20 protein-coding genes are annotated in these 25,773 nt (G+C 68.5%); 11 read left to right on the forward strand and 9 right to left on the reverse strand.

The annotated features are described in order from the left end of the window. Nucleotides 1-24 precede the first annotated feature (24 nt). The 3 genes from AAC979_RS15070 to AAC979_RS15080 all read left to right on the forward strand — a co-directional run bounded on the left by AAC979_RS15070 (nt 25) and on the right by AAC979_RS15080 (nt 3,135). Nucleotides 25-1,212, forward strand: a complete 1,188-nt coding sequence (locus AAC979_RS15070; RefSeq protein ID WP_371347682.1) for a transporter substrate-binding domain-containing protein — start codon at nt 25-27, stop codon at nt 1,210-1,212. Nucleotides 1,213-1,226: 14 nt separating this feature from the next. Beyond that, nucleotides 1,227-1,859: an ANTAR domain-containing response regulator gene (locus AAC979_RS15075; RefSeq protein WP_371347683.1), complete on the forward strand. Its 633-nt coding sequence runs from the start codon at nt 1,227-1,229 to the stop codon at nt 1,857-1,859. Between the two features lie 238 nt (nt 1,860-2,097). Beyond that, nucleotides 2,098-3,135, forward strand: coding sequence for an aliphatic amidase (locus AAC979_RS15080; protein WP_371347684.1), 1,038 nt, complete (start codon nt 2,098-2,100; stop codon nt 3,133-3,135). Nucleotides 3,136-3,249: 114 nt separating this feature from the next. Here AAC979_RS15080 and AAC979_RS15085 read toward each other — a convergent pair whose 3' ends face one another. The 5 genes from AAC979_RS15085 to AAC979_RS15105 form a co-directional block, all read right to left on the reverse strand. Further along, nucleotides 3,250-5,571: a nitric oxide reductase activation protein NorD gene (locus AAC979_RS15085; RefSeq protein WP_371347685.1), complete on the reverse strand. Its 2,322-nt coding sequence runs from the start codon at nt 5,569-5,571 to the stop codon at nt 3,250-3,252. 11 nt (nt 5,572-5,582) lie between these two features. After that, on the reverse strand, nt 5,583-6,401 hold the full coding sequence (locus tag AAC979_RS15090) for a CbbQ/NirQ/NorQ/GpvN family protein (RefSeq protein ID WP_371347686.1): 819 nt from the start codon (nt 6,399-6,401) through the stop codon (nt 5,583-5,585). 181 nt (nt 6,402-6,582) lie between these two features. Beyond that, the gene (locus AAC979_RS15095) at nt 6,583-7,701 is read right to left on the reverse strand and encodes an ABC transporter permease (protein ID WP_371347687.1); all 1,119 of its coding nucleotides are present in this window, start codon (nt 7,699-7,701) and stop codon (nt 6,583-6,585) included. Nucleotides 7,702-7,703: 2 nt separating this feature from the next. Beyond that, nucleotides 7,704-10,424 (reverse strand): ribosome-associated ATPase/putative transporter RbbA, encoded by a 2,721-nt coding sequence (rbbA, locus tag AAC979_RS15100; protein ID WP_371347688.1) that lies wholly within the window; start codon nt 10,422-10,424, stop codon nt 7,704-7,706. Continuing rightward, nucleotides 10,421-11,470, reverse strand: coding sequence for an HlyD family secretion protein (locus AAC979_RS15105; protein ID WP_371347689.1), 1,050 nt, complete (start codon nt 11,468-11,470; stop codon nt 10,421-10,423). The genes rbbA and AAC979_RS15105 overlap by 4 nt, the downstream gene beginning before the upstream one ends. Nucleotides 11,471-11,669: 199 nt before the next feature. Here AAC979_RS15105 and AAC979_RS15110 point away from each other — a divergent pair, with 199 nt between their 5' ends. The 6 genes from AAC979_RS15110 (at nt 11,670) to AAC979_RS15135 (ending at nt 18,181) form a co-directional block, all read left to right on the forward strand. After that, a complete protein-coding gene (locus AAC979_RS15110; protein ID WP_371349070.1) occupies nt 11,670-12,653 on the forward strand; it encodes a zinc-dependent alcohol dehydrogenase family protein in 984 nt (327 codons plus the stop codon). A 56-nt stretch (nt 12,654-12,709) separates the two neighbouring features. Beyond that, nucleotides 12,710-15,085 (forward strand): phosphoketolase, encoded by a 2,376-nt coding sequence (locus AAC979_RS15115; RefSeq protein WP_371347690.1) that lies wholly within the window; start codon nt 12,710-12,712, stop codon nt 15,083-15,085. Nucleotides 15,086-15,297: 212 nt separating this feature from the next. Next, the gene (locus AAC979_RS15120; RefSeq protein WP_371347691.1) at nt 15,298-15,573 is read left to right on the forward strand and encodes a PepSY domain-containing protein; all 276 of its coding nucleotides are present in this window, start codon (nt 15,298-15,300) and stop codon (nt 15,571-15,573) included. Continuing rightward, nucleotides 15,570-16,133, forward strand: a complete 564-nt coding sequence (locus AAC979_RS15125; protein ID WP_371347692.1) for a cytochrome b/b6 domain-containing protein — start codon at nt 15,570-15,572, stop codon at nt 16,131-16,133. Before AAC979_RS15120 ends, AAC979_RS15125 begins: the two co-directional genes overlap by 4 nt. Nucleotides 16,134-16,139: 6 nt before the next feature. Continuing rightward, complete coding sequence (locus tag AAC979_RS15130) at nt 16,140-16,817, forward strand: response regulator (protein WP_371347693.1); 678 nt, start codon at nt 16,140-16,142, stop codon at nt 16,815-16,817. After that, nucleotides 16,814-18,181: an ATP-binding protein gene (locus tag AAC979_RS15135; protein WP_371347694.1), complete on the forward strand. Its 1,368-nt coding sequence runs from the start codon at nt 16,814-16,816 to the stop codon at nt 18,179-18,181. Before AAC979_RS15130 ends, AAC979_RS15135 begins: the two co-directional genes overlap by 4 nt. Here AAC979_RS15135 and AAC979_RS15140 read toward each other — a convergent pair. The 4 genes from AAC979_RS15140 to AAC979_RS15155 all read right to left on the reverse strand — a co-directional run bounded on the left by AAC979_RS15140 (nt 18,165) and on the right by AAC979_RS15155 (nt 22,148). Further along, a complete protein-coding gene (locus AAC979_RS15140) occupies nt 18,165-18,965 on the reverse strand; it encodes a DUF72 domain-containing protein (RefSeq protein ID WP_371347695.1) in 801 nt (266 codons plus the stop codon). The genes AAC979_RS15135 and AAC979_RS15140 overlap by 17 nt on opposite strands. Before the next feature lie 196 nt (nt 18,966-19,161). Beyond that, nucleotides 19,162-20,505 (reverse strand): UDP-glucose/GDP-mannose dehydrogenase family protein, encoded by a 1,344-nt coding sequence (locus tag AAC979_RS15145; RefSeq protein ID WP_371347696.1) that lies wholly within the window; start codon nt 20,503-20,505, stop codon nt 19,162-19,164. A gap of 398 nt (nt 20,506-20,903) precedes the next feature. After that, nucleotides 20,904-21,569 (reverse strand): hypothetical protein, encoded by a 666-nt coding sequence (locus tag AAC979_RS15150; RefSeq protein ID WP_371347697.1) that lies wholly within the window; start codon nt 21,567-21,569, stop codon nt 20,904-20,906. A gap of 108 nt (nt 21,570-21,677) precedes the next feature. Next, the gene (locus AAC979_RS15155; RefSeq protein ID WP_371347698.1) at nt 21,678-22,148 is read right to left on the reverse strand and encodes an Lrp/AsnC family transcriptional regulator; all 471 of its coding nucleotides are present in this window, start codon (nt 22,146-22,148) and stop codon (nt 21,678-21,680) included. A 129-nt stretch (nt 22,149-22,277) separates the two neighbouring features. On the opposite strand from AAC979_RS15155, the gene AAC979_RS15160 reads away from it, so the two are divergent. Together AAC979_RS15160 and AAC979_RS15165 are read left to right on the forward strand one after the other, a co-directional pair. Next, on the forward strand, nt 22,278-24,647 hold the full coding sequence (locus AAC979_RS15160) for a transketolase (protein WP_371347699.1): 2,370 nt from the start codon (nt 22,278-22,280) through the stop codon (nt 24,645-24,647). 99 nt (nt 24,648-24,746) lie between these two features. Further along, entirely contained in the window at nt 24,747-25,766 is a 1,020-nt protein-coding gene (locus AAC979_RS15165) for an NAD-dependent epimerase/dehydratase family protein (protein WP_371347700.1), read from the forward strand. Nucleotides 25,767-25,773: the final 7 nt, after the last annotated feature.

Here is a 25,773-nt window from a genome sequence, read left to right on the forward strand (position 1 = left end):
TCCGGTGCGGGATGCGACAGGCGGATGCGGGCGGATTTTCCAGCGGGTGGCGGCAGCGGCGCGGCGGCGACGCCCTGGCGCGTGGGGCTGCTGTTCTCCGCCACCGGCGTCACCTCGGGGGTCGAGACCTCGCAGCTTGGCGGCACGCGGCTCGCCATTGACGAGATCAACGCCGCCGGCGGCGTGCGCGGGCGCCCGGTGGAAGCCATCGCCTATGATCCCGCCTGCGACCCGCGCGCCTTCCGCCGCTGCGCCGAAAGGTTGCTGACGACGGACGGCGTGCGCCTCATTTTCGGCTGCTACATGTCCTCCACCCGCAAGGCGGTGCTGCCGGTGGTGGAGGCGCGCGACGGGCTGCTGTTCTACCCCACCCTCTATGAGGGCTTCGAATATTCGCCGCGCTGCGTCTATACCGGCGCGGCGCCGAACCAGAATTCGATCCAGCTCGCCAGCTATCTGCTGCGCCATTACGGCAACCGTTTCTTCCTCATCGGCTCCGACTACGTCTACCCCTATGAATCCAACCGCATCATGAGCGACTTCGTGCGGCAGTCGCGCGGGCAGGTGCTGGGCGAGACCTATGTGCCGCTCGGCGCGCCGGAGGCTGCCTTCGCCACGGTGATGGAGAGGGTGCGCGAGGCGCGGCCGGACGTGATCTTCTCCACCGTGGTCGGCGCCGACACCGCCAAGCTGCACGCCGCCCACCACGCCGCCGGCTTCGACGCCCGGCGCCTGCCCATCGCCAGCCTCACCACCAGCGAGGCGGAACTGGCGCTGATGCCGCGCGAGATGGCGCGCGGCCACATCACCGCCGCCCCCTTCTTCGAGACGCTGGGCACCCCGGCGGCCCGGCGCTTCGTCGCCGCCTTCAAGAAGCGCCACGGCGTGCACCGGCCGGTGACGGCGGCAGCGGAAGCGGCCTATGTCCAGATGCATCTGGCCATGCAGGCTCTGGAGCGCGCCGGCACCGACGCGCCCGAGCCGCTGCTCGCCGCGCTCGGCGGGTGCGGCTTCGACGCGCCGCAGGGGCGGGTGCGGATCGAGCCGGCCAATCACCATGCCTGGCTGCGCCCGCGCATCGCGCAGATCGGCGCCGACGGGCGCTTTCACATCGTCTGGGACGCGGGCGCCATGGTGCGGCCCGACCCCTATTGCGTGGCTCAGAACCTCGACGACTGGCCGGCCGATGGCCGCCGGTTCGCGCTGTCGTGACAGGAGGCGGCGGGATGGCGATGCAGGTGCTCAAGGATGTGCGCGGGCTGCGGGTGGAGGTGATCCACCCGCCGGACGAGGAGCGCGCCCAGCTCGTCGACCATCTGCGCCGCATCGGCTGCGCGGTTGGCCTCACCTGGCCGGTGCCGGCGGAATGGCCGGCGGAGGCCGATGTGGTGCTGCTCGCCATCGAGCCGGAGGCACGACCGGCGCTCGCCCGGCTGCTGAAAGCCGATGCCGCCCGCCGCCCGACGCTGATCGCCATTGTCGGCTATGAGAACCCGGCGACGCTGCAACTCGTGCTGGAATCGGGCGCAGTAGCGGTGGTGGAGCGGCCGATCCGCCCCTTCGGCCTTCTCACCACCCTCACCCTCGCCCGCACGCTGTGGCTGGAGCGCGAGGAAGCGCGCAAGCGCCTCGCCCGGCTGGAGCAGAAGCTCGCGGGGCTGCAGACGATCCAGCGGGCGAAGTCGATCCTGATGGAAAATCTCGGCCTCAGCGAGGAGGACGCGCATCAGAGCCTGCGCCGGCAGGCGATGGACAAGCGCGTGCCGATGGAGGACATGGCCGCCGCGCTGATCCATGCCAGCGAATTGCTGCAGCTTCTGCCCCGCCGCGAGGCGCGGTCCCCGGCCACCGGCTCTTGATGCGGCGCGGCGATGATGATTGACTGTTGCGTCTGAACGAATTCCCGGCCTCGCCGGGCCTCGTTCGCCCCGGCCATCAAGGACGCTGGCCGGCCTTCGGCCCGCTCGCCCGCCGCCTCTGCGCGGCCGGAGGCGGGCCCGCTCCCGGAACAATGCGGTTCCGCTCCCCTCGCTTTCCGACACCGCAGCGGCCCGCCGCCTGTGAGGCGCGCGCGTGCCCTTTTCGAGGAGACGTTCCATGTTGCACGGCGACATTTCCAGCAGCAAAGACACCGTCGGCGTGGCGGTGGTGAACTACAAGATGCCCCGCCTCCACACCCGGGCCGAGGTGCTCGACAATGCCCGCAAGATCGCCGACATGGTGGTGGGCATGAAGATCGGCCTGCCGGGGATGGATCTCGTGATCTTCCCTGAATACTCGACGCACGGAATCATGTATGATTCCAAGGAGATGTACGAGACCGCCTCGACCATTCCCGGCGACGAGACCGAGATTTTCGCCGAAGCCTGCCGCAAGGCCAAGGTGTGGGGCGTGTTCTCGCTGACCGGCGAGCGCCACGAGGAGCACCCGCACAAGGCGCCCTACAACACGCTCATCCTGATGAACGACCACGGCGAGATCGTGCAGAAATACCGCAAGATCATGCCCTGGGTGCCGATCGAGGGCTGGTATCCCGGCAATTGCACCTATGTGTCGGACGGGCCGAAGGGGCTGAAAATCTCGCTCATCATCTGCGACGACGGCAATTACCCGGAAATCTGGCGCGACTGCGCGATGAAGGGCGCCGAACTCATCGTGCGCTGCCAGGGCTATATGTACCCGGCCAAGGAGCAGCAGGTGCTGATGTCGAAGGCGATGGCCTTCGCCAACAACGTCTATGTCGCGGTGGCCAACGCCTCGGGCTTTGACGGCGTCTATTCCTATTTCGGCCATTCGGCGATCGTCGGCTTTGACGGGCGCACGCTGGGCGAATGCGGCGAGGAGGACTATGGCATCCAGTACGCCGCGCTCTCCACCTCGCTGATCCGCGACGCGCGCCGGAACATGCAGTCGCAGAACCACCTCTTCAAGCTGCTGCACCGCGGCTATACCGGGATGATCAATTCCGGCGACGGCGACAAGGGCACGGCCGCCTGCCCCTATGATTTCTACGCCAAATGGATCGCCGACCCGGAAGCCACGCGGGAAATGGTGGAATCCTTCACCCGCAGCACCGTCGGCACCGAGGAATGCCCGATCGAGGGCATTCCCAACCCCGACACCGCGCATCGGTGAGGGGCGCCTTCCTGTCCCTCTCCCCAATGGGGAGAGGAAGAGGCAGGGTTCCGCCGCCGTGCCCCTTCTCGTCATCCCGGATCGTCCTTCGGGCGTCCGGGATGACGGCTCCCCTCACCGCCGGGCGAGGCGGAAATAGAGTTCCGACAGGCGCAGCGGCAACTCCTCCAGCCGGCGCACCGGCATGGCATTGGCCGCGCCGAAGATGAGCGGGGCGGCGCCCACCCCGGCGGGGTCGAGGGTGACGCCGAACGTGTCGATGCCCTGCCCCCGCAACTGCCGCACCGCGCGGCGCGCATCTTCCACGAGGTCGGCGGCCGGCGTGTCGATGTCGGCGGGCTCGCCATCGCTGAGCACCAGGATGAGCCTGCGGAAGGCGCGGATGCGGGAGATTTCCGCCCCGGCATGACGCAGCGCGGCGCCGAGCCGGGTCGACAGGCCGGAGGACAGGCCGGCGAGACGGGCGATCGCCGCGCCGTCATACGCCTCGCCGACGCCCTTCACCTCGCACAGCCCCACCTCGCCGCGCCCGTTCGAGGCGAAGGCGAGCAGGGCGAAGCGGTCGCCCAGCGCCTCAAGCGCCTCTCCCAGCATCGCCACGGCGAGCTTTTCCACCTCCAGCACGCTGCGCCCGTCGGCCAGCCGCGCGCGGGTGGAATGCGACATGTCGATGAGCACCAGCACGGCGAGATCGCGCTGGGTGAGCGCGGTGGCGCGGAACACATTGAGGTCCGGCACCGCGCCGGCGCGGCGGGCGATGGCGGCCTCGATCACCGCATCGAGGTCGAGATCGGCGCCTTCCGCCTGCCGCTTCAGCCGGGTGGCGCGGCCGAGCTTCGCCGCCTTCACCAGCCGGGCGATGCGCGCGCGTGCCGGGCCGGCCGCCTCCAGCGCGCGGCGCAGGGCGACGCCGTCGCCCGCGACCGGCGCCAGCGCGCGGACGGACACCCAGTCCGGCCGCTCCAGCCCCGCCTGCGCGTCCCATTCGGGATAGGTGGCGATCACCGCCCCCACCCCCTGCGGCGGCGCTGGCCGGGCGCGGCCGGCGGCGGCCGGCGCGGGCGCTCCCTCGCTCGGCCCATCCTCGCCGTGCCGGCGCGCGGCGCGGGCGGCCTGCACGATGAGCGGCACCTCCGCGCCCGGCTCGGGGTCATGGGCGGAAAAATCCCATAATCCCAGCCCGTCATCGCGATAGGCGGGCTCGACCACATGGCCGCGCGCGTCGAAGCGCAGGCGGCGCTGGCCGACATCATTGGCGAGCCGCGTGCCGATATCGAGGCTGAGCGCGGGATCGTCGAGCCGCTCGCGCGCGGCGGCGAACAGCGCCTGCGCCTTGCCCACCAGCGCGTCGGGATCGGCATATCCAGGGTCGAACAGCCCGCGCGCGAGCCGGGCGAGCAGGGCGGCGAGCGTCGGCCCGTCCTCGGGCGAGGCGCGGTGATAGCCGCCCCACAGCCGGCGCAGGCCGGGATAGCGCATCATGGCCAGCGTCTCGACGCGGGCATCCTCGACGAGGCCGGCGAGCGCCATCTGCACCGGCTTGAATTTGTTGATGGGAAAAGGCGGGCCGCCGAAGACCCGATGCGCCCCGGCATGCAGGGCGGCGGCGCGATAGAGAAGGCGCGCCGCCTCGCCCTCCACCCCCGGGAACACCTCCGGCAGGCGGATGACCGGGCCGGCGAGATTGGCCCGCGCCGGCACCGCCTCGCCCGCCGGCGGCAGCGGCTGCAGCGGCGCCTGCTCGCCCCACAGAGCGGCGAGCAGGCGCTTGAGTTCCATCTCCATTTCGGCGAAGCCCGGCCCGGCGCCGATGCGCGCGAGCAGCGACAGCGCCAGAGGATCTTCCAGCGCGAAGAAAGCGCGCTGGCGCGCCCGATCCCGCCCCGCCGCCTTCAGCCCGGCGGCGATGAAGCCTTCAAAGGCCGCGACATGGCCGGGCCGCACCAGCCGGCGCGCCTGCGCCGCCACCGGCTCGACACAGTCCGGCGCCGCCTGCGCCAGGGTGAGAAGCGCCCGCCACCACAGGGCGCGCGCGTCCTCGTCCGGCAGGCGCGGGGCGAGGACGACGAGCGCGTTCAGCGAGGCGATCGTGGCCTGCCCGCCGGCGGCCCGGCACAGAGCGGCGGCGGCGCGCCCGGTCTCGCCCAGCGCCGCCGGGGACAGGCGGGGCGACAGATCGAGGCTGGCGCGGGCATAGGCGAGCAGCGCCGCCGCGCCGGCATTGACCGCGAGCAGTGCCAGCGCGCCTTCGGCCCATTCACCGAGCGCCGCCGCGCCATGGCGCCGGGCAAGCCGGGCCTGCGTCTCGCGGAACACCCCCGCCAGCGCCTCGCGCGGGGCGAGCAGGCGGGCGAGGCGGGCGGCGGCGGCCTCGTCGACGACGCTGTCCATGGCGGGCGGACTTGTGGCGGGCAGGCGTGTGGCAGGCGGATTCATGGCAGGCGGATTCATGGGAGGCAGGCGGATATCGCCGCGCCGAGCACGCGGCGCATCTCGGCATCGTCGGTCAGCGGCAGGACGATCGCCGCCTCCACCGCCGCCGGCAGCGGCACGCCGCCGGCCGCCAGCCGCCCGGCATGAATGAGCATGCGGGTCGAGGCGCCCTCTTCCAGCCCCTGGCCGCGCAGGTTTCGCGAGCAGGCGGCGATGGCGACGAGAAGGCGCGCCAGAGAGAGGTCGGTGCCTGCCTCGCGCGTGACGATCTCGGCTTCCAGCTCCGGGGCGGGATAGTCGAAGGCAATGGCGACGAAGCGCTGCTTGGTCGACTCCTTCAGATCCTTCACCGCGCTCTGGTAGCCGGGGTTGTAGGAGATGACGAGCTGGAAATCGGCATGGGCGGGGATCAGCTCATTGCGCTTTTCCAGCGGCAGCAGGCGCCGCGCATCGGTGAGCGGGTGGATGACGACGGTGGTGTCCTGCCGGGCCTCGACGATCTCGTCGAGATAGCAGATGGCGCCATGGCGCACCGCCTGGGTCAGCGGCCCGTCCTGCCACACCGTGCCCTCGGGACCGAGCAGGAAGCGGCCGGCGAGGTCGGCGGCGGTCATGTCCTCATGCGCCGCCACGGTGATCAGTGGCCGGCCGAGCCGCCAGGCCATGTGTTCGACAAAGCGGGTCTTGCCGCAGCCGGTGGGGCCTTTCAGCATCACCGGCAGGCGGTGGCGCCAGGCCGCTTCGAACACGGCGATCTCATCGCCGACCGGGCGGTAATAGGGCTCGGCGGCGAGGCGATAGGCGGCGAGGTCGGGCGAGAAGGAGCCGTGCATGGGCACTCCGCGGCAAGGGCGTGGCCATCCTTCGCACAGGCGCGGACGGCCCCGCAGATCAGGGGCGGTCGGCAATCCCTGCCGGAGCGCGGGCAACGGCTCTGGTGCCCGGCGGCGCCATTAGACGGTCATTCGCCGCGCCGCACAAGGGGCGTGGCGCCCCCGCCAGCTTGCACGCCGCTCAACCCGCCGCTTGCAGCGCCTTGCGGAAGCGCAGCGCCGCCAGCCCGAAAAAGGCGGCGCCGATGGCGGCGAGCGCGAGAAGGTTCGGCCAGATCACCGCCAGCCCGGCACCGCGATAGAGCACCGCCTGCGACAGAGCGACGAAATGGGTGGAGGGCGAGAGCTGCATCACATTCTGCAGCCAGGCGGGCATGCTCTCCATCGGCGTGGTGGAGCCGGACAGGAGGTTCATGACGATGAGGATCGGCATGACGATGAGGCCGAACTGCGCCATGGAGGTCGACACCGTCGCCACCAATATGCCGAGCGCCGTGACCGAGAACTGGTAGACCAGCATGGAGGCGACGAAGAGCACGACGGAGCCCTGCACCGGCACGCCGAGAAGGCGCTCGACGACGATGATGAGCGACAGCGTCGCCGCCACCACGATGACGAGGCCATTGGCCCAGATCTTCGCCAGCATGATCTCGTTCGGGGTCACCGGCATGACGAGCAGATGCTCGATCGTGCCGTGCTCGCGCTCGCGGATCAGCGCCGCGCCGGAGAGGATGACGGCGAGCATGGTGACATTGTTGATGACCTGCATCACCGCCGTGAACCAGGCGGAGGTGAGATTGGCGTTGAATTTCGGCCGGATGACCAGGTTCACCGGCGTGGTGGCGCTGCCCCCCATCGCCGCCGCCACTTCCTGCGTCATGATGTTCTGGATGTAGGACGCGCCATTGCCGGCCTGCGACATGGCGGTGGCGTCGATGTCGAGCTGCAGCGCCGGGTCGCGGCCGGCGATCAGGTCGTGCTCGAATTTCGGCGGAATGGTGAGCACGAAGACATAGCGCCCGGCATCCATCGCCGCGTCGACCTCGGGGGCGGAGAGCAGCACCGGCTCTTTGAAGAAGGGTTGCAGCAGCGCGTCGCGCAGGCGGCGGGACAGCGCGCTGTGGTCCTCGTCCACCACGGCCACCGCCGCGTTCTCCACCTCGAACTTGGCGCCGACCGAGACGGTGTAGACCGCCACCGTGAAGGTGTAGAGGATCAGCCCGGCCAGCACGGGGTCGGCCTTCAGGCTGTACAGTTCCTTGACGCCGAGGCGCCAGATGCGAATGAGGCGGGCGAACATGCTCACGCCCCCTGCTTGCGCAGCGCCAGCATGGCGCCGGCGATGAAGACGAGCGCCAGCGCGAACACCATGGCGATGTCGTGCCACAGCGCGCCGAAGCCGAGCGCCTTGGTGAAGGTGCCGACGCTCACCTGCTGATACCAGGCCGAGGGGAAGGCGAGGCCCATCAGCCGCGCCCCGCCCGACAGCGAGGACACCGGCACCAGCAGGCCGGAGAAATTCACCGCCGGGATGATGGCGACAATGGCGGTGGCGAAGATCGCCGCCACCTGGCTCTTGACGAAGCTCGACACCAGCAGGCCGAAGGCGGTGGTGGAGAACACATAGACCAGCGAGCCGAAGGCCAGCGTGGCGAAGGAGCCCTTCACCGGCACGGCGAACACCAGCCATGCCGCCACCACCATGGTGAGGAAGCTGACAAAGGCGATGGCGACATAGGGCAGTTGCTTGCCGAGCAGGAATTCGAACCGCGTCACCGGGGTCGACTGGAAATTGGTGATGGAGCCGGTCTCCTTCTCCTTCACCACGCCGAGCGCGCTCATGATGGCGGGGATCAGCACCAGCATCAGCATGATGACGTTCGGCACCATGGCGTTCACGCTCTTGAACGCCTGATTGTAGCGGTAGCGCGGCTCAAGGGTGAAGGGCGCGGTGGCGCTCGCCGTGCCGCTGGTGCGTTCTTCCGCGTCGGCAAGATAGCTCTGGGCGATGCCCTGCACATAGCCGCGGGTGGTCTCGGCGCGGAACGGCATGGAGCCGTCGAGCCAGACGCCGATTTCGGGTGAGCGCTCGCGCAGGAGGTCGCGGCCGAAATTCGGAGGGATTTCGATGGCGAGCTTCAGTTCGCCGCTCTTCAGGCGGGTTTCCAGCTCCTCGATCGAGGATATGGGCGCATGGGTTTCGAAATAGCGCGAGCCCTCGAAGCTCTCCAGCACCTGCCGGCTCTGGGCGCTGCGGTCCTGGTCGAAGGCGGCATAGGGCAGCTTCTCGACATCGAAGGAGATGCCGTAGCCGAAGGTGAACAGGAGCAGGATCGGGCCGATGAGGGCGAAGGCGAGGCGGGCGGGGTCGCGGACTATTTCCAGCGCCTCGCGCCGAGCATAGGCCCACAGCCGGCCGGCATCGAAGCGCCTCACCGGCGCTAGCGTCGCCGGGCGTTGTTTCAGCTCGACGCTTCCCTCCTCGCGCCCCATGCCGGCCTCTTCCAGCACGGCGATGAACACTTCTTCCAGCGTGTCCATGCCGCGCTCGCGCTTCAGCGCCTCCGGCGTGCCCACCGCCAGCACCTTGCCGGCATGCATCAGCGAGATGCGGTCGCAGCGCTCGGCCTCGTTCATGAAATGGGTGGAGAGGAAGATCGTCACCCCATCCTGGCGCGAGAGTTCGATCAGCGTGCGCCAGAAGCCGTCGCGCGCCACCGGATCGACGCCGGAGGTCGGCTCGTCGAGGATGAGGATTTCCGGGCGATGGATTACCGCCACGGCGAGCTGCAACCGCTGGCGGATGCCGAGCGGCAGGCTTTCCGGGCGAACATCGGCGACGCCGGCGAGGTCGAAGCGCCGTTCCATCTCGGCGACGCGCGCCTCGATCTCGGGGATCTCGAACAATTGCGCGTGCAGCACCAGATTCTGCCGCACGGTGAGTTCGCCATAGAGCGAGAAGGCCTGCGACATGTAGCCGACGCGCTTGCGCGTTTCCATGTCGCCGCCAGCCAGCGGCGCGCCGAACAGCTTCGCCTCGCCCTCGCTGGCGGGCAGCAGCCCGGTGAGCATCTTCATCGTCGTCGACTTGCCCGAGCCGTTGGAGCCGAGAAAGCCGAAAATCTCGCCGCGCTCGATGCGGAAATTCACATGGTCGACGGCGACGAAATCGCCGAAGCGGCGGGTGAGGCCGTTGGCCTCGATCGCCGGCTCGCCATCATGGATCACCCGGGGCAGGTCCGGCAGCGGGCCGTCCTGCGCCCGCTCGGCCTCGGGGAGCAAAGCAACGAAGGCGCGCTCCAGCGTCGCCTCCCCCGCCTTGGCGCGGATCTCGGCCGGCGTGCCGGTGGCGAGAACCTTGCCGGCATTCATCGCCGCCAGCCAGTCGAAGCGCTCGGCCTCCTCCATATAGGCGGTGGCGACGATGACGCTCATGGAGGGGCGGCGCTCGCGCAGCCGCGCCATCAATTCCCAGAACTGCCGGCGCGACAGCGGGTCGATGCCGGTGGTCGGCTCGTCGAGAATGACGAGATCGGGATCATGGATCAGCGCGGCGCAGATGCCGAGCTTCTGCTTCATGCCGCCGGAGAGCTTGCCGGCCGGGCGCGCCGCGAAGGGGGCGAGGCCGGTGGCGGCCAGCAGTTCGGCGATGCGCTCTTCCCGCTCCGCCGCGCCCTGGCCGAACAGCCGGCCGAAAAAGTCGAGATTCTCCGCGATGGACAGCGTCGGGTAGAGGTTTCGCCCCAGCCCCTGCGGCATATAGGCGATGCGCCCGCCCGCCTGCCGGCGCCAGTCGCGCGACGCCATATCGCCGCCGAGCACACCGACATGGCCGTCCTGAATACGGGTGACGCCAGCGGCGAGGCCGAGCAAAGTGGATTTGCCCACCCCGTCCGGACCGATCAGCCCGGCCATGCAGCCGGCCGGCACGGCGAGGTCGACCCCGTCCAGCGCCAGCGTCCTGCCATAGCGATGGGTGACGCCGGCCAGCGCGACAACGGGCGCGCCCGCATCCCCGCTCATTGCGGCAGCTTGACCGCGAGAGTGTCGGGCCAGGGCGTCGCCGGATCGGTGCGGACATAGGCGAGGCCGCGCACGCCGGCCTTGACCCGGTCCTCATATTGCCGCAGCAGCTCCGGCGCGATGCGCAGCTTGGCGCGGAACATCAGCTTCTCGCGCTCATCCGCCGTTTCCACCGATTTCGGGGTGAACTGCGCGCCGGTGGCGACGAAGCTCACCTTGGCCGGCACCACATATTCCGGCGCGGGATCGAGGATGATGCGCGCCTCGTCGCCCAGCGCCAGACGGCCGGCGATGCGGGCCGGCACGAACACGGTCATATAGACATCCGACAGGTCGAGCAGGGTGACGATGGGCGCGCCGGCCGCCACCACCTCGCCCGACTGCACCAGCTTGTATTCGACCCGCCCGCGCCGGGGCGCCCGCAGGGTGGAATCGTCGATCAGCGATTGCACCCGCGCCACTTCCGCCCGCGCCGCGTCGGCGGCGGCATCGGCCTCATCCAGCGAAGCCTGCGCCGCCTTCAGCGCGGCGAGCGCGACATTGAGCTGGCTCTGGCGCAGATCGAGCGACTGGGCCGTGCCGAAGCCGCTGTCCTTCAGCTTGGCGGCGCGCTCATATTCCTGTTCGGCGAGGGTGCGCTCGCTCTGGCGCTGGGCGATGGCGGCATCCGCCTCGGCGATCGCCTTTTCCGCCCGGCGCACCTGCGCCTGCGCACCGGCGAGCTGCGCCTCAAGCTCCGACGTGTCCATGCGGGCGACGACCTGCCCGGTCTCCACCGTCTGGCCTTCCTCCACCAGCACGGCGAGCACGCGGCCGGCGAGTTTGGCGGCGACCAGCACCTGCTCGGCCTCGATCCGCCCATTGGTGGAAAAGATGCCGGCCGGCAGCCGGTTGCCGGTGAGCTTGCCGATCAGCGCCTGCAGCCGCGCGCCGAGGGAGGCGGGCGGCGTAGTGGCCGCCCCCTCCTGCGCGCCGGCGGGATGCGCCAGAGCGGCCGCGAGCAGGAGCGCGAGAGAGAAAGCCTGGAACCGTCGCTGACCTGCCATCGTGGCTCCCTAGGATTGCAGCCGCTCATCAAGAAAAGGATGGGGCGCCGCGCCGCATCCGCCAGTTGCTCGCGAAACATTGTCCACGAACAGATGCGCATGAGTAGCCGTCATTTGCACCTGCGTCTTGACCACGATCAACGAAGGGACGCCCATGAGCCTGTTGGATGCCGCCGCCATCACCCGTGAGGTCCCCTTGATGAAGGCCATGGTGCTCCACGCCACTGGCGAGGCGCTGCGTTTCGAACAGCGCGCGCTGCCGGCGCCCGGCCCCGGGGAAATCCGGGTGCGGGTGGAAGCCTGCGCCGTGTGCCGCACCGATCTTCACGTCGTCGACGGCGATCTGCCACCCGGCCCGCTGCCCATCATCCCCGGCCATGAGGTGGTCGGCCTTGTCGAGGCGCAGGGCGAGGGGGTGGATGCCCCGGCGCTCGGCACCCGCGTCGGCATTCCCTGGCTCGGCCACACTTGCGGCCACTGCCCCTATTGCGCCAGCCAGCGCGAGAACCTGTGCGACGCCCCCGCCTTCACCGGCTACACCCGCGATGGCGGCTTCGCCAGCCATGTGATCGCCGATGCCGCCTATTGCTTTCCGCTCATCGGCTTCGACGACCCCGTCGCCGCCGCGCCGCTGATGTGCGCCGGGCTGATCGGCTGGCGCACGCTGAAACTGGCGGGCGAGGCGCCGCGCGTCGGGCTCTATGGCTTCGGCGCCGCCGCCCATCTCATCGCCCAGCTCTGCCGCTGGCAGGGGCGCGAGGTCTATGCCTTCACCCGCGCGGGGGACGAGGGCGCGCAGCAGCTCGCCCTCTCGCTCGGCGCGGTCTGGGCCGGAAGCTCGGGCGAGGCGCCGCCGGTGCCGCTCGACGCCGCGCTGATCTTCGCCCCCGTCGGCGCGCTGGTGCCGCTCGCTTTGCGCGCGGTGCGAAAAGGCGGGCGGGTTGTGTGCGGCGGCATTCATATGAGCGACATCCCGCAATTTCCCTATGCACTCCTATGGGAAGAGCGGCAGGTGCTCTCGGTCGCCAACCTCACCCGCGCCGATGCGCACGAATTCCTCGCCCTCGCCCCGCAGGCCGGGGTGCGGGCGACCACCCATGTCTACCGGCTGGAACAGGCCAATGACGCCCTCGCCGATCTACGCGCGGGCCATTTTCAGGGGGCGGCGGTGCTGGTGCCGTGACCCGGACGCGCAACGCCCTATCTCACCCAACGGTAACCCACGCAGAGGACAGATCAATGGCATCGCAGCAGGCGACGGACACTCTCGCGCCGGACCTTCTCAACCGCATGAACGCCTGGTGGCGGGCGGCGAATTATCTCTCCGTCGGGCAGATCTACCTGCTCGCCAACCCGCTGCTGCGCGAGAAGCTGACGCTGGAGCATGTGAAGCCTCGCCTGCTCGGCCATTGGGGCACCACGCCGGGGCTGAACTTCCTCTACGTCCATCTCAACCGGCTGATCCGCGACACCGGCGCGGAAATCCTGTTCATCGCCGGCCCCGGCCATGGCGCGCCCGGCGTGGTGGCGGCGACCTATCTCGAAGGCACCTATAGCGAGCTCTACCCCGATGTCTCGCAGGACGAGGCCGGGCTGTGCCGGCTGTTCCGGCAGTTCTCCTTCCCCGGCGGCATTCCCAGCCACGCGGCGCCGGAAACCCCCGGCTCGATCCATGAGGGCGGCGAACTCGGCTATTCGCTCTCCCACGCCTATGGCGCGGTGCTGGACAATCCCGAGCTGATCGTCGCCTGCGTGGTCGGCGATGGCGAGGCGGAAACCGGCCCGCTCGCCACCTCCTGGCACGGCAACAAGTTCCTCAACCCCGCCAGCGACGGCGCGGTGCTGCCGATCCTGCACCTCAACGGCTACAAGATCGCCAACCCGACCGTGCTCGCCCGCATCCCGCATGAGGAGCTGAAAAGCCTGTTCGAGGGCTATGGCTACGAGCCGATCTTCGTCGAGGGTGAAGACCCCGAGCCGATGCACCAGGCGATGGCGGCGGCGCTGAATGAGGCGCATGGCAAGATCCGCGCGATCCAGGAGGCGGCGCGCACCCGCGGCGACACCGACCGCCCGCGCTGGCCGATGATCGTGCTGCGCTCGCCCAAGGGCTGGACCGGCCCGAAGACGGTGGACGGCAAGAAGGCGGAGGGCTTCTGGCGCTCGCACCAGGTGCCGTTCGCCGACATGTCGAAGCCCGAGCACCTGACCCTGCTCGAAGACTGGATGAAGAGCTACAAGCCGGACGAGCTGTTCGACGAGGCGGGGACGCTGAAGCCCGAGATCGCCGCGCTGGCGCCGGAGGGGGTGAAGCGCATGAGCGCCAACCCGCACGCCAATGGCGGCGCGCTGCGCCGGCCGCTGCGCCTGCCCGATTTCACCGCCTATGCGGTGGAGGTCGCCCATCCCGGCGAGAAGGAACTCGAATCCACCTTCATCATGGGCACCTTCCTGCGCGACGTGATGAAGGAGAACGAGGCGGCGAAGAATTTCCGCGTCTTCGGCCCGGACGAGACCGCCTCCAACCGGCTGCAGGCGCTGTTCGAGGTGACCAACCGCGCCTGGGACGCGGAAACCCTTTCCTATGACGACCATCTCGCCCGCGACGGGCGGGTGATGGAAATGCTGTCCGAACATATGTGCCAGGGCTGGCTGGAGGGCTATCTGCTCACCGGCCGCCACGGGCTGTTCTCCTGCTACGAGGCGTTCATCCACATCGTCGATTCGATGTTCAACCAGCACGCCAAATGGCTGAAATCGTCCAAGGAGGTGGAATGGCGCCGGCCCATCGCCTCGCTCAACTATTTGCTGACCTCGCATGTGTGGCGCCAGGACCATAACGGCTTCAGCCATCAGGACCCCGGCTTCATCGACCATGTGGTGAACAAGAAGGCGGAGATCGTGCGCGTCTACCTGCCGCCGGACGCCAACACGCTGCTCTATGTCACCGACCACTGCCTGCGCTCGTGGAACCGGGTCAATGTCATCGTCGCCGGCAAGCAGCCCGCGCCGCAATGGCTCGACATGGACAGCGCGATCAAGCACTGCGCCAAGGGCATCGGCATGTGGGAATGGGCCTCCACCGATGGCGGCGTCGACCCCGACGTGGTGCTGGCCTGCGCCGGCGACGTGCCCACGCTGGAGACGCTGGCCGCCGCCGACCTGCTGCGCGGCTTCTTCCCCGATCTCAAGGTGCGCGTGGTCAATGTGGTCGACCTGATGACGCTGCAGCCGCAGTCCGAGCACCCGCACGGCCTGTCGGAGACCGATTTCGACGCGCTTTTCACCACCGACAAGCCGGTCATCTTCGCCTATCACGGCTATCCCTGGCTGATCCACCGCCTCGCCTATCGCCGCACCAACCACGACAACATGCATGTGCGCGGCTATGTCGAGGAAGGCTCCACCACCACGCCCTTCGACATGGTGGTGCGCAACCGGCTGGACCGCTTCCACCTCGTCGCCGATGTGCTGGACCGGGTGCCGCAACTGAAGACCAACACCCATGTGCGCCAGGCGATCCGCGACAAGCTGACCGAGCACGCCCGCTATATCCGCGCCCACGGCCTCGACATGCCGGAAGTGCGGGAGTGGAAATGGTCGGGGGGCAAGTGAGCGGCGTCCGCCGATGAGAAACGAAGCCGGCAACGCAGCGTGTGCCGGCTTCTCCTCGCATCCCTCCGCGATCCCGGCTCTCCGTCTTCGGCGGCGGCCGCGATGACGGCGTTAGACGATTGCTCATGGTGTCCTGACAGGTGGCGGACAGCCTCCTGCCGCTACGTTCCGGGTGTCGCCGCTGACGGCGATCACTGGATCAGGAAAGCATCATGAAGAAGATCGTTGCCGGGCTCATAGCCTTCTCCGTCCTCGCGCCCGTCGCCGCTTTCGCCGGCCCTGTCTGCACGACGGAAGCCAAGGACAAGTGGATGACCGAGGACGCCATGAAGGCCAAGGTGGCCGAGATGGGCTACCAGAAGATCAAGACCTTCAAGGTCTCCGGCTCCTGCTATGAAATCTACGGCTACACCAAGGACAACAAGAAGGCCGAAGTTTACTTCAACCCGGTGACCGGCGCCGTCGTGAAGTCCGAGATCGACGGATGACCGACAGGGTCGCTCAGGCCGGCGGCGTCTCGCCGTCGGCCGCGGGCGCCAGCGTCCGGGTGTGGGATCCGGTCGTGCGCCTGTTCCACTGGACCGTCGTCGCCGGCTGCGTCCTCAACCTGTTCGTTCTGGAAGATGGCGAACTACCGCACAAGATTGTCGGCTATGCCGTCGCCGCCGCTCTGGCCGTCCGCCTCGTCTGGGGCTTCATCGGCACAAAGCACGCACGTTTTGCCGACTTCATTCCGACGCCCTCCCGGCTCATCGCCTATGTCCGCGCCTTGCTGCGCGGCGAGGAACCGCGCATGCTCGGCCACAACCCGGCCGGGGCGGTGATGATGCTGGCGCTGATGGCGCTGCTCGCCGCCGTCTGCCTCACCGGCTGGATGACGACGCTCGACGCCTTCTGGGGCGAGGACTGGCTGGAGGCGCTTCACGAAGGCCTCGCCAATGCCATACTGGTGCTTGCCCTGCTGCACGCGGCGGCGGCGCTGTTCGAAAGCTGGCGTCACCGCGAGAACCTCGTATGGTCCATGGTGACGGGTTGGAAAAGACGGTGAGCGCGGATGCGGCTTCTGCTGGTTGAAGACAGCGCGCGCCTGCGCGAGCTTGTCGGCGAAACCATCCGCATGGCGGGCTGGCGGCTCGACGCCGTCGGCGGCGTGGCGGAAGCGCAGGAGGCGCTGGCCACCACCCATTACGACCTCGTGCTGCTCGATCTCGGCCTGCCCGATGGCGACGGGCTCGATGTGGTCCGCGGCCTGCGGCGCAACCGCAACGGCACGCCGGTGCTGGTGCTGACCGCGCGCGGGGCGGTGGATGAGCGCATTGCCGGGCTCGATGCCGGTGCCGACGACTATCTCACCAAGCCGTTCAACAATGGCGAACTGCTCGCCCGCGCCCGCGCCTTGCTGCGCCGCGCCCCGGTTTCCGCCGACCCGGTGCTGGAAGCCGGCGCGCTGCGCTTCGATCCGGCGACGCAGGAGGCGCGCTGCGGCGAGGAAGTGATCGCGCTCGCCCCGCGCGAGCGGGCGACACTGGAAATATTGCTGCGCAATGCCGGCCGGGTGACGCCCAAGCGCGGGCTGGAAGAGGCGCTGTCCGAATATGACGAGGAAATCAGCCCCAACGCCATCGAGGTGCTGATGTCGCGCCTGCGCCGGCGGCTGGCGCCCTACCCTACCCGCACCGCCATCGAGACGGTGCGCGGCGTCGGCTATCTCCTTCGCGAGACCGAAGGGTGAAGCGGGCCGGCCGCGCGCCGCTCGGGCGCCTCGTCGCGCTGCGCATCGTGCTGTTCGCCGCGCTCGCCATGCTGGCGCAGCTTGTCGCGGTGCTGGTCGACTATGGCAGCGACCCCGACAATATGGCCCGGCTGGTGCTGGAACAGGAAACCGTCGAACTGGCGGAAGGGCTGTCGCTGCATGGCGCCCGCCTTGCCTATGAGCTGCCGGAGGACCTGCGCGGCCGCTACGGCGCGGCGGGCACGGGCTATGTCGCCCGCGTGCGCACCGCGCAGGGCGTGGTGCTGTTCTCGCATTGCGACGATGCCTGCACCGCGCATTTTCTCCCGCTCGACCTCAACCCGCCCTCCTTCTGGCTGCGCACGCTGACCTCGGGCTATCCGCTGAGCTTTGCCGGCGGGCGCACGGTGGCGATCGGACCGCGCGACGCCTTCATCGAGGTGGCGGTGACGGGCGACCCGCAGGGCGCCGTGTGGGGCGTGCTGGCGCATGAGGTGCTGGACCATATGGTGCTGCCGATGAGCCTCACCCTCATCTTCGTGCTGGGGGCGACGCTGCTGTCCATCCGCGCCGCGCTGCGCCCGGTGACGGCGGCCGCCGGCGCGGCCGAGCGGCTCGACCCGCTGAGCCCGGATGCGCGGCTCGATGAGGCCGGCATGCCGCGCGAGATCGCCCAACTGGCCGGGGCGGTCAACCGCTCCTATGCCCGCACCCGCGAATTGATGAACGCGCAGAAGCTGTTCACGTCGGCCATCGCCCATGAAATCCGCACGCCGCTGGCGGTGATCCGGCTGGAACTGGAGCGGATCGACCACCCCGCCGCGCACCGCGCGCTGGGGGAACTGGATGAATTGACCCATTTCATCGAGCAGATGGTGATGCTGGCGCGGCTGGAGGCCGCCGACCGCAGCGGCTTCACGCCCGTGCCGCTCAATGAGATCGGCCGCGACATGGTCGGCACGCTGGCGCCGATGGTCTATGCCCGCGGTGCCCGCATCGGCTTTGAGGAGGCGGGCGAGGTTTACGTGCCCGGCAATGCCGCGCTGCTGAAGGACGCGGTGCGCAATCTGATCGAGAACGCGCTGCGCCATGCCGGGCCGGGGGTCTCCATCACCGTGCGCAGCGATGACGGGCCGGGCATCGCTGTCCTCGATGACGGGCGCGGCTTCGACCCCGACGCGCCGGGCGAGGCGACCGACCCGCCCGGCCATTACCGCCGCGCCGGTGGCCTCGGCATCGGGCTGGAAATCGTCCGCCGCATCGCCGCGCTGCATGGCGGGCGGTTGGAAATCACCCGTCACGCCCCGACGGGCACAAAGGCGCGGCTGGTGTTTGCCCCCGCCCCGTTCACACCCGCGCGATAAGCGCCTGCGCGGCGGCGGGGTTGCGCGGCTTGAAGCCGGAAATGACGAACAGGAACACCTCGCGCGGCATCGCCGACGCGGGCGCGGCGAGCAGGGCCGGCTTGTGGGCTTCCGGCGTCTCGCCCTTGGCCCAGGCCCGCGCGGTGGCGGCCCAGAAGTCGAGCGCCGTCTCGCCATAGCCCAGCGCCTCGTCCTCGGTTGTTCCCATGATGCGGGCATAGACGAAGGAGGCGGTGACATCGGCTATGGCAGGGAAATCGCTGTCGCCGGCATGGACGATGGCGACGTTATGCTCGCGCGCCAGCGCGACGAAATCCGGCGATTTGAAGCTCTCATGCCGCACCTCCACCGCATGGCGGATGTCGCGGCCGTCGACGCGCTTCGGCAGCAGGGCGAGGAAGGCGGCGAAATCGTCCGGATCGAACTTCTTGGTGGCCATGAACTGCCAGTTCACCGGGCCGAGCTTTTCCTTCAGCTCGGTGACGCCGCTGGCGAAGAAGCGCTCAATGGACGCGCCCGCCTCGGCCAGCACCCGGCGATTGGTGGTGAAGCGCGGGCCTTTCAGCGTGAAGATGAAGCCTTCCGGCGTCTCCGCATGCCATTTGGCGAAGCTCTCCGGCTTTTGCGAGCCGTAATAGGTGCCGTTGATCTCGATGGCGGTGAGCTTGGACGCGGCATATTCCAGCTCGCGCTTCTGGGTCAGGCCGTCGGGATAGAACACCCCGCGCCAGGGCTCGAAGGTCCAGCCGCCGACGCCGATGCGGATGGGTGCGGGAGGGGACATGGGGGCCTCGGCGTTCGTTTTCCATTTGGACGAGCGGGATCAGCGGGCCATGGATGGCATGAAATGGCACATTCGTGCACCTGCCATACATGTCATTTCCATCTTGAGGCCCGCAAGCGGGCGAGGACCGGAGCCGGCTCACTGGGAAAGCCGGGAGATCGGCAGCTTCCATGTTGCTTTCGGCGGCCTTCCCCGCTCAATCACCTGAGGACATTCCTGAGCGTCGGGCGGTGTCGGCGCGGCCGATGCCGACATAGGTGAAGCCGCGGCGGATCAGGTCTTCGGGCGGGTAGATGTTGCGCAGATCGACGACGATGGGGCTGCGCAACTGCGCCTTCAGCCGGTTGAGGTCGAGGGCACGGAAGGCATCCCATTCGGTGACGATGACGAGAGCGTCCGCGCCCTCGGCGCACTCATAGGGGCCGCTCGCATAATGGATGCCGTCGGGCAGAACCTTGCGCGCCTCCTCCATCCCGACGGGATCATAGGCGCGGATCCTCACCCCGCGGTCGACCAGCGACTGCACGATGTTGATCGCCGGGCTGTCGCGCATGTCGTCGGTGTTGGGCTTGAAGGTGAGGCCGAGCACGGCGACGGTGGCGCCGCGCGGGGGCACGCTCAGCGCTTCCAGTACCCGGCGGCCCATCGCCGCCTTGCGGGTGTCGTTCAGCGTGGTGACGGTCTCGATCAGGCGCAGCGGCGTGCCGGCTTCCTGCGCGGTGCGGGCGAGGGCCAGCGTGTCCTTGGGAAAGCAGGAGCCGCCATAACCCGGCCCGGCATGCAGGAATTTCGGGCCGATGCGACGGTCGAGCCCGATGCCGCGCGCCACTTCCTGCACGTCGCCGCCGACCTTCTCGCACAGATCGGCCATTTCGTTGATGAAGGTGATCTTCATCGCGAGGAAGGCATTGCTGGCGTATTTGATCAGCTCGGCATTGGCCCGCTCGGTGAACAGCAGCGGCGCGGCGTTGAGCGAAAGCGGACGATAGAGCGCGGCCATGACCTCGCGGGCGCGCGGGTCGCCGGTGCCGACCACGATGCGGTCCGGCCGCTTGAAGTCCTCGATGGCGGCGCCCTCGCGCAGGAATTCCGGATTGGAGACGACGGCGATGTCGGCGTCCGGCGCTTCCTCGCGGATGATCGCCTCGAGATCGGCGCCCGTCCCGACAGGCACGGTCGATTTGGTGACGACGACGGTGAAGCCGGTGGCGGCGCGGGCGATCTCGCGGGCGGCGGCGTGGACATAGGACAGGTCGGCATGGCCGTCGCCGCGGCGCGAGGGCGTGCCGACCGCGATGAACACGACCTCGGCACCGGCCACGGCGGCGGGCAGATCGGTGGTGAAGTGCAGCCGCCCCCCGGCCACGTTGCGGGCGACGAGATCATCCAGCCCCGGCTCGAAGATCGGCATGATACCGGCCTTCAGCCGCTCGATCTTGGAGAGATCATTGTCGACGCAGGTAACGTCGTGGCCAAAGTCGGAAAAGCAGGTGCCAGAGACCAGGCCGACATAACCCGTACCGATCATCGCGACGCGCATAGGGACACTCAACTCCTTTTACGGAAAAATGTGACTTCAGGCCCTTCATCGCCGCGCGACTCCCATGTCGGCGAATTCAATCGGTCGTCGCGACGGGTCGCTTTTCGGCGTGCCGGAACAGCGCGTCAAGCGCCTCAGCCGGCATCTTCCAGTCCAGGGTGCTCGCGGTCCAGCGTTGAGCGCGGCGGCTATGGCGCCGATCTCAGCCCGGCCGTGACGGTTGAGGTCGTGCCCTTCGGGAAGGCACTGGCGCAGCAAGCCATCCGTGTGTCAAACGGCGTTGGAACGGGACCCCGGATAAGCCCGCAATAGGGATCACTCTTGTCATGTCGTCGATCTTCCATGCGGAAACACACAGTTGCGGGCCACGAATAGGCGTGCGGCGGGCAAGATCGCCATCAGCCGGGATGCCCCGCACTTCCGGTCAGAGAGCGCCGCCACGTGGAATAGCGAAGCGGCGACAGAGACTTGCGTGCCTCGATGTCGCGCGCAAGCTGTTCGAACGCCGCCGTCCGGCGCTCGCTGCGCCAGACCACACCGGTCATCGGGCGGAAGCTTGAAATGGTGAGGCGCTCGAAGCCGGCCGGCACTGCCGCCTGATATTCCGGCATCTCGAAATCATGGACGACGACCACCGCTTCGGCAGCGGCTCGCGCGAGCACATGGCCGATCGTGCGTGCCCGCAGTTCGGCGCTTACCGAATCGTCGATGAAAATGAGATCATAGGCGGCAAGGTCCGCCTCTGCCGCCCATTGCGGCACCGAAGCGACCTGCTGCAGCCGAAGCTTCGGGTGCGTTCCGATATGGCGGCGCACCTTCTCACCCCAGACCGGATCGTCTTCTAGCGAATCCAGCCGCTCGATGGAGGGAAACAGCCCCGGCTTGAGAAAAGCCGGCGTGCTGATGGTGCCGGATCCCAGTTCCAGCACACGTCTCGGCGCCACGATGCCGCCGACGCCGAGAAGAACAGGCATGTGAGAGGCGTAGAGCGTCTTTGTCTTGTGCGCCTGATAGAACGGCACACACTTACGCAGGACGTGGCTGATGAACGGACGCAGACGCATGAACAACCTCGGCGGGACATTGCGGACGGGACGACGTGTGAGGATAACGGGAGCAGGAGGCCCCCGACGTTCCCGCCGCCCTTCATGGGTATAGCAATAAAGGGGCGTCTACTCCACCGGCAGCGCCTGGGCGTGCTTCACCTGGCTCAGCGCGAAGCTCGATTCGATCGAGGCGACACCGTCCAACCGGGTCAGCGTGCGCTTGAGGAAGGCCTCATAGGCCGGCAGGTCCTTGACCACGATGCGCAGCAGATAGTCCCGCTGCCCGGTCATGAGGTAGCATTCGACGATCTCCGGCCAGCGGGCGATGGCCTTGGCGAAGCGGTCGAGTTCATCCTCACGCTGACGCTCCAGCTTGATTGAGGCGAAGACGCTGACCGGCAGGCCGATCTTGTCCTGATCCACGACCGCGACATAGCGCTTGATAACGCCGGCCGCTTCAAGGTTGCGCACCCGCCGGGCGCAGGGCGAGGGCGAGAGGCCGACCGCGCCGGCCAGCGTCTCCATCGTCATATGCGCGTCCTGCTGGAGAAGAGCGAGGATCTTGCGGTCGATGGCGTCGACTTTCAATTCTGGCATGAAACACCACGAAATGGCCGATCAGAGATGAATTCAGCCAGGATAGGGCGCGCAGGTGCGCCTGAATAGCTGCACATGCTGGCGCGCCCTCCCTAAGCTTTGTCGATGGATGAGCCGGGAGTGCCGACCATGACCGCAAGCGCCGAACGCCGTGCCGACGACATCGCCATTCTCGCCGAGCTGGAGCGCAAGATTCTCTGGCTGGCGACCTGGACCATCCACAACGCCAATCATCTGCGCCCCAATGCGGATGGGCTGAAGGTGGGCGGCCATCAGGCCTCCTCCGCCTCCATGGCCACCATCATGACCGCGCTTTACCTCAAGGCGCTGCGGCCGCAGGACCGGGTGGCGGTGAAGCCGCATGCGAGCCCGATCTTCCATGCCATCCAGTATCTCTTCGGCAGGCAGACGCGGGAGAAGCTGGAGAATTTCCGCGGGCTTGGCGGCGCGCAGTCCTATCCCTCGCGCACCAAGGACGTGGACGACGTGGATTTCTCCACCGGCTCGGTCGGGCTCGGCGTGGCGCAGACGCTGTTCGCCTCGCTGGTGCAGGACTATCTCGCCGCCAAGGGGCTGGGTCCGAGCGCCGAGGGCAAGATGGTGGCCCTTGTCGGCGATGCGGAGATGGACGAGGGCAACATCTTCGAGGCGCTGCTGGAGGGCTGGAAGCACGGCCTGCGCAACACCTGGTGGATCGTCGATTATAACCGCCAGAGCCTCGATGCCGTGGTGCGCGAAGGGCTGTGGGAACGGTTCGAATCCATTTTCCGCAGCTTCGGCTGGGATGTAGTGATCCTGAAATATGGCCAGTTGCAGCAGGCGGCGTTCCAGGAGCCGGGCGGCGCGGCGCTCAAGCACTGGATCGACACCTGCCCGAACCAACTCTATTCGGCGCTGACCTTCCAGGGCGGCACGGCGTGGCGCAAAAGGCTGCTGGACGAGATCGGCGACCAAAGCGAGGTCACCGCGCTGATCGAGCGGCGCTCGGATGACGAGCTCGCCGCGCTGATGGGCAATCTCGGCGGGCACGATTTGCCCTCGCTGATCGACGCCTTCGAGGCGGCGCGCACCCATGACCGGCCGGTCTGCTTCATCGCCTACACCATCAAGGGCTTCGGCCTGCCGCTCGCCGGCCACAAGGACAACCATGCCGGGCTGATGACCCCGACGCAGCTACAGGGCCTGCGCGCACGCCATGGCGTGCGCGAGGGGCATGAATGGGATCGGTTCGAGGGCCTCACCACCCCGCCGGCCCGACTGCAGGCCTTTCTCGACGCGGTGCCGTTCCGCGCGGGGGGCACGCGCCGCCACACGCCGCCGAAGATCGAGGTGCCGGCGGCGCTCGACGTGCCGCTGCAGCCCGTCATGTCGACCCAGCAGGGTTTCGGCCTGCTGCTGAATGAGATCGGCAAGCGCGAGGACGATTTCGCCCGCCGCGTCGTCACCACCTCGCCCGATGTCACCGTCTCGACCAATCTCGGGGCGTGGGTGAACCGGCGCAAGCTGTTCGCCCGCGAAGAGATGGCCGATACCTTCCGAAAGGAGCGGATTCCCTCGACCTATAATTGGGAGTTCGGCCCCGGCGGCCAGCACATGGAACTCGGCATCGCCGAGATGAACCTGTTCACCCTGCTCTCCGCGCTCGGCCTGTCGCATTCGCTGTTCGGCGAGCGGCTGCTGCCCATCGGCACGCTGTACGATCCCTTCATCGAGCGCGGGCTCGATGCACTGAACTATGCCTGCTACCAGGATGCCCGCTTCATCCTCGCCGCCACCCCTTCCGGGGTGACGCTGGCGCCGGAAGGCGGCGCGCACCAGTCCATCGCCACGCCGCTGATCGGCATGGCGCAGGACGGGCTGGCGAGCTTCGAGCCGGCCTTTGTCGACGAACTCGCGGTCATTCTGCGCTTCGCCTTCCAGCATGCGCAGGCGGAGGATGGCGGCTCCACCTATCTGCGCCTGTCCACCCGCAGCATCGAGCAACCGCGCCGGACCATGGACGCGGCGCTGGCGGCCGACATCGTCGCCGGCGGCTATTGGCTGCGCCGACCGGGGCCGAACGCGCAGGTGGTGATCGCCTATGCCGGTGCGCTGGCGCCGGAAGCCATCGAGGCGGTGGGGCTGATCGCCGAGGACCGGCGCGATGTCGGCCTGCTCGCCGTCACCTCGGCCGACCGGCTGCATGGCGGCTGGACGGCGGCGCAGCGCGCCCGCGAGGGGGGCAATGCCGGCGCGAAGGCGCATGTCGAAACACTGCTCAACGCCGTGCCACCCGGCTGCGCCATCATCTCCGCCGTCGACGGCCACCCGGCGACTCTGGGCTGGCTCGGCTCGGTGCATGGCCACCGCGCCCGGGCGCTGGGCGTCGAACATTTCGGCCAGACCGGGACCATTGCCGACCTCTACCGCCATGTCGGTATCGACGCGCAGGGCATGGTGCGGGCCGCGCAGGCGATGACCCCGGGCCGGCCGATCCGCCATCTGCGCGCGGTGGGCTGACACCCCGCCGCCGCCCGCGCTTCCCATCCCCGCCGACGCGGCGTAACAAGGCGACCGGGCAATGCCGCGACCGTCCTGTCGCGGCAGCGGAGGACGGGCGTGGCGCAGCGGCGCATTTTCATCACAGGCACGGCGGGCTTCATCGGCTTCCACCTCGCGCGCCTTCTGCTCGCGGAAGGCTGGCGTGTTCACGGCTATGACGGGATGACGGACTATTACGATGTCCGGCTCAAGCAGCGCCGCCACGTCCTGCTGGCGCAGAATGAAGGCTTCGCCGCCACCGAGGCGATGCTGGAGGATTTCGACACGCTCCAGCGCACCGTTGAGGCGTTCCGACCGGATGTCATCGTCCATCTCGCCGCCCAGGCCGGCGTGCGCTACAGCCTGGAAAAGCCGCGCGCCTATATCGACGCCAATATCGTCGGCACGTTCAATGTGATGGAATGCGCCCGGGCGGTGCCGGTGCAGCATCTGCTCATGGCCTCGACCTCCTCGGTCTATGGCGCCAATGAGGAGATGCCGTTCCGTGAGACCGACAAGGCCGACACGCCGCTCACCATCTATGCCGCCACCAAGAAGGCGAGCGAGGCGATGGGGCATTCCTATGCCCATATCTACGCCCTGCCGACCACCCTGTTCCGCTTCTTCACGGTCTACGGTCCCTGGGGCCGGCCTGACATGGCGCTGTTCAAGTTCACACGCGGCATTCTCGAAGGTGCGCCGATCGACATCTATAATCACGGCGAGATGTGGCGCGACTTCACCTATGTCGACGACCTCGTGCAGGGGATCCGCCTGCTGATCGACACGGTGCCACCGCTCCCCGACGCGCGCGACGCGCCGGTGCAAGGCGACAGCCTGAGCCCGGCCGCGCCGTTCCGCGTGGTGAATATCGGCAATTCCGACAAGGTGCGGCTTCTCGACTTCGTCGACGCCATCGAGGCGGAAATCGGCCGCAAGGCCATCCGCAACTACCTGCCGATGCAGGCCGGCGACGTGCCCGCCACCTGGGCCGATGCCAGCCTTTTGCACGCGCTCACCGGCTTTCGCCCGCACACCCCGTTCCGCGAAGGCGTGGCGCGCTTCGTGGCGTGGTACCGGGACTATTACCGGATATAGGCCCGTG

The organism is Ancylobacter sp. IITR112 (assembly GCF_041415945.1).
GTDB lineage: Bacteria > Pseudomonadota > Alphaproteobacteria > Rhizobiales > Xanthobacteraceae > Ancylobacter.

Bases quoted from the DNA above. Each gene is read 5' to 3' on its own strand.
- AAC979_RS15150 (WP_371347697.1), bottom strand. From the start codon at position 21,569: ATGCGTCTGCGTCCGTTCATCAGCCACGTCCTGCGTAAGTGTGTGCCG.
- AAC979_RS15090 (WP_371347686.1), bottom strand. From the start codon at position 6,401: ATGCACGGCTCCTTCTCGCCCGACCTCGCCGCCTATCGCCTCGCCGCC.
- AAC979_RS15110 (WP_371349070.1), top strand. From the start codon at position 11,670: ATGAAGGCCATGGTGCTCCACGCCACTGGCGAGGCGCTGCGTTTCGAA.
- AAC979_RS15120 (WP_371347691.1), top strand. From the start codon at position 15,298: ATGAAGAAGATCGTTGCCGGGCTCATAGCCTTCTCCGTCCTCGCGCCC.
- AAC979_RS15145 (WP_371347696.1), bottom strand. From the start codon at position 20,505: ATGCGCGTCGCGATGATCGGTACGGGTTATGTCGGCCTGGTCTCTGGC.
- AAC979_RS15080 (WP_371347684.1), top strand. From the start codon at position 2,098: ATGTTGCACGGCGACATTTCCAGCAGCAAAGACACCGTCGGCGTGGCG.
- AAC979_RS15140 (WP_371347695.1), bottom strand. From the start codon at position 18,965: ATGTCCCCTCCCGCACCCATCCGCATCGGCGTCGGCGGCTGGACCTTC.
- AAC979_RS15105 (WP_371347689.1), bottom strand. From the start codon at position 11,470: ATGGCAGGTCAGCGACGGTTCCAGGCTTTCTCTCTCGCGCTCCTGCTC.
- AAC979_RS15095 (WP_371347687.1), bottom strand. From the start codon at position 7,701: ATGTTCGCCCGCCTCATTCGCATCTGGCGCCTCGGCGTCAAGGAACTG.
- rbbA (WP_371347688.1), bottom strand. From the start codon at position 10,424: ATGAGCGGGGATGCGGGCGCGCCCGTTGTCGCGCTGGCCGGCGTCACC.
- AAC979_RS15070 (WP_371347682.1), top strand. From the start codon at position 25: ATGCGGGCGGATTTTCCAGCGGGTGGCGGCAGCGGCGCGGCGGCGACG.
- AAC979_RS15085 (WP_371347685.1), bottom strand. From the start codon at position 5,571: ATGAATCCGCCTGCCACACGCCTGCCCGCCACAAGTCCGCCCGCCATG.
- AAC979_RS15160 (WP_371347699.1), top strand. From the start codon at position 22,278: ATGACCGCAAGCGCCGAACGCCGTGCCGACGACATCGCCATTCTCGCC.
- AAC979_RS15125 (WP_371347692.1), top strand. From the start codon at position 15,570: ATGACCGACAGGGTCGCTCAGGCCGGCGGCGTCTCGCCGTCGGCCGCG.
- AAC979_RS15155 (WP_371347698.1), bottom strand. From the start codon at position 22,148: ATGCCAGAATTGAAAGTCGACGCCATCGACCGCAAGATCCTCGCTCTT.
- AAC979_RS15115 (WP_371347690.1), top strand. From the start codon at position 12,710: ATGGCATCGCAGCAGGCGACGGACACTCTCGCGCCGGACCTTCTCAAC.
- AAC979_RS15075 (WP_371347683.1), top strand. From the start codon at position 1,227: ATGGCGATGCAGGTGCTCAAGGATGTGCGCGGGCTGCGGGTGGAGGTG.
- AAC979_RS15130 (WP_371347693.1), top strand. From the start codon at position 16,140: ATGCGGCTTCTGCTGGTTGAAGACAGCGCGCGCCTGCGCGAGCTTGTC.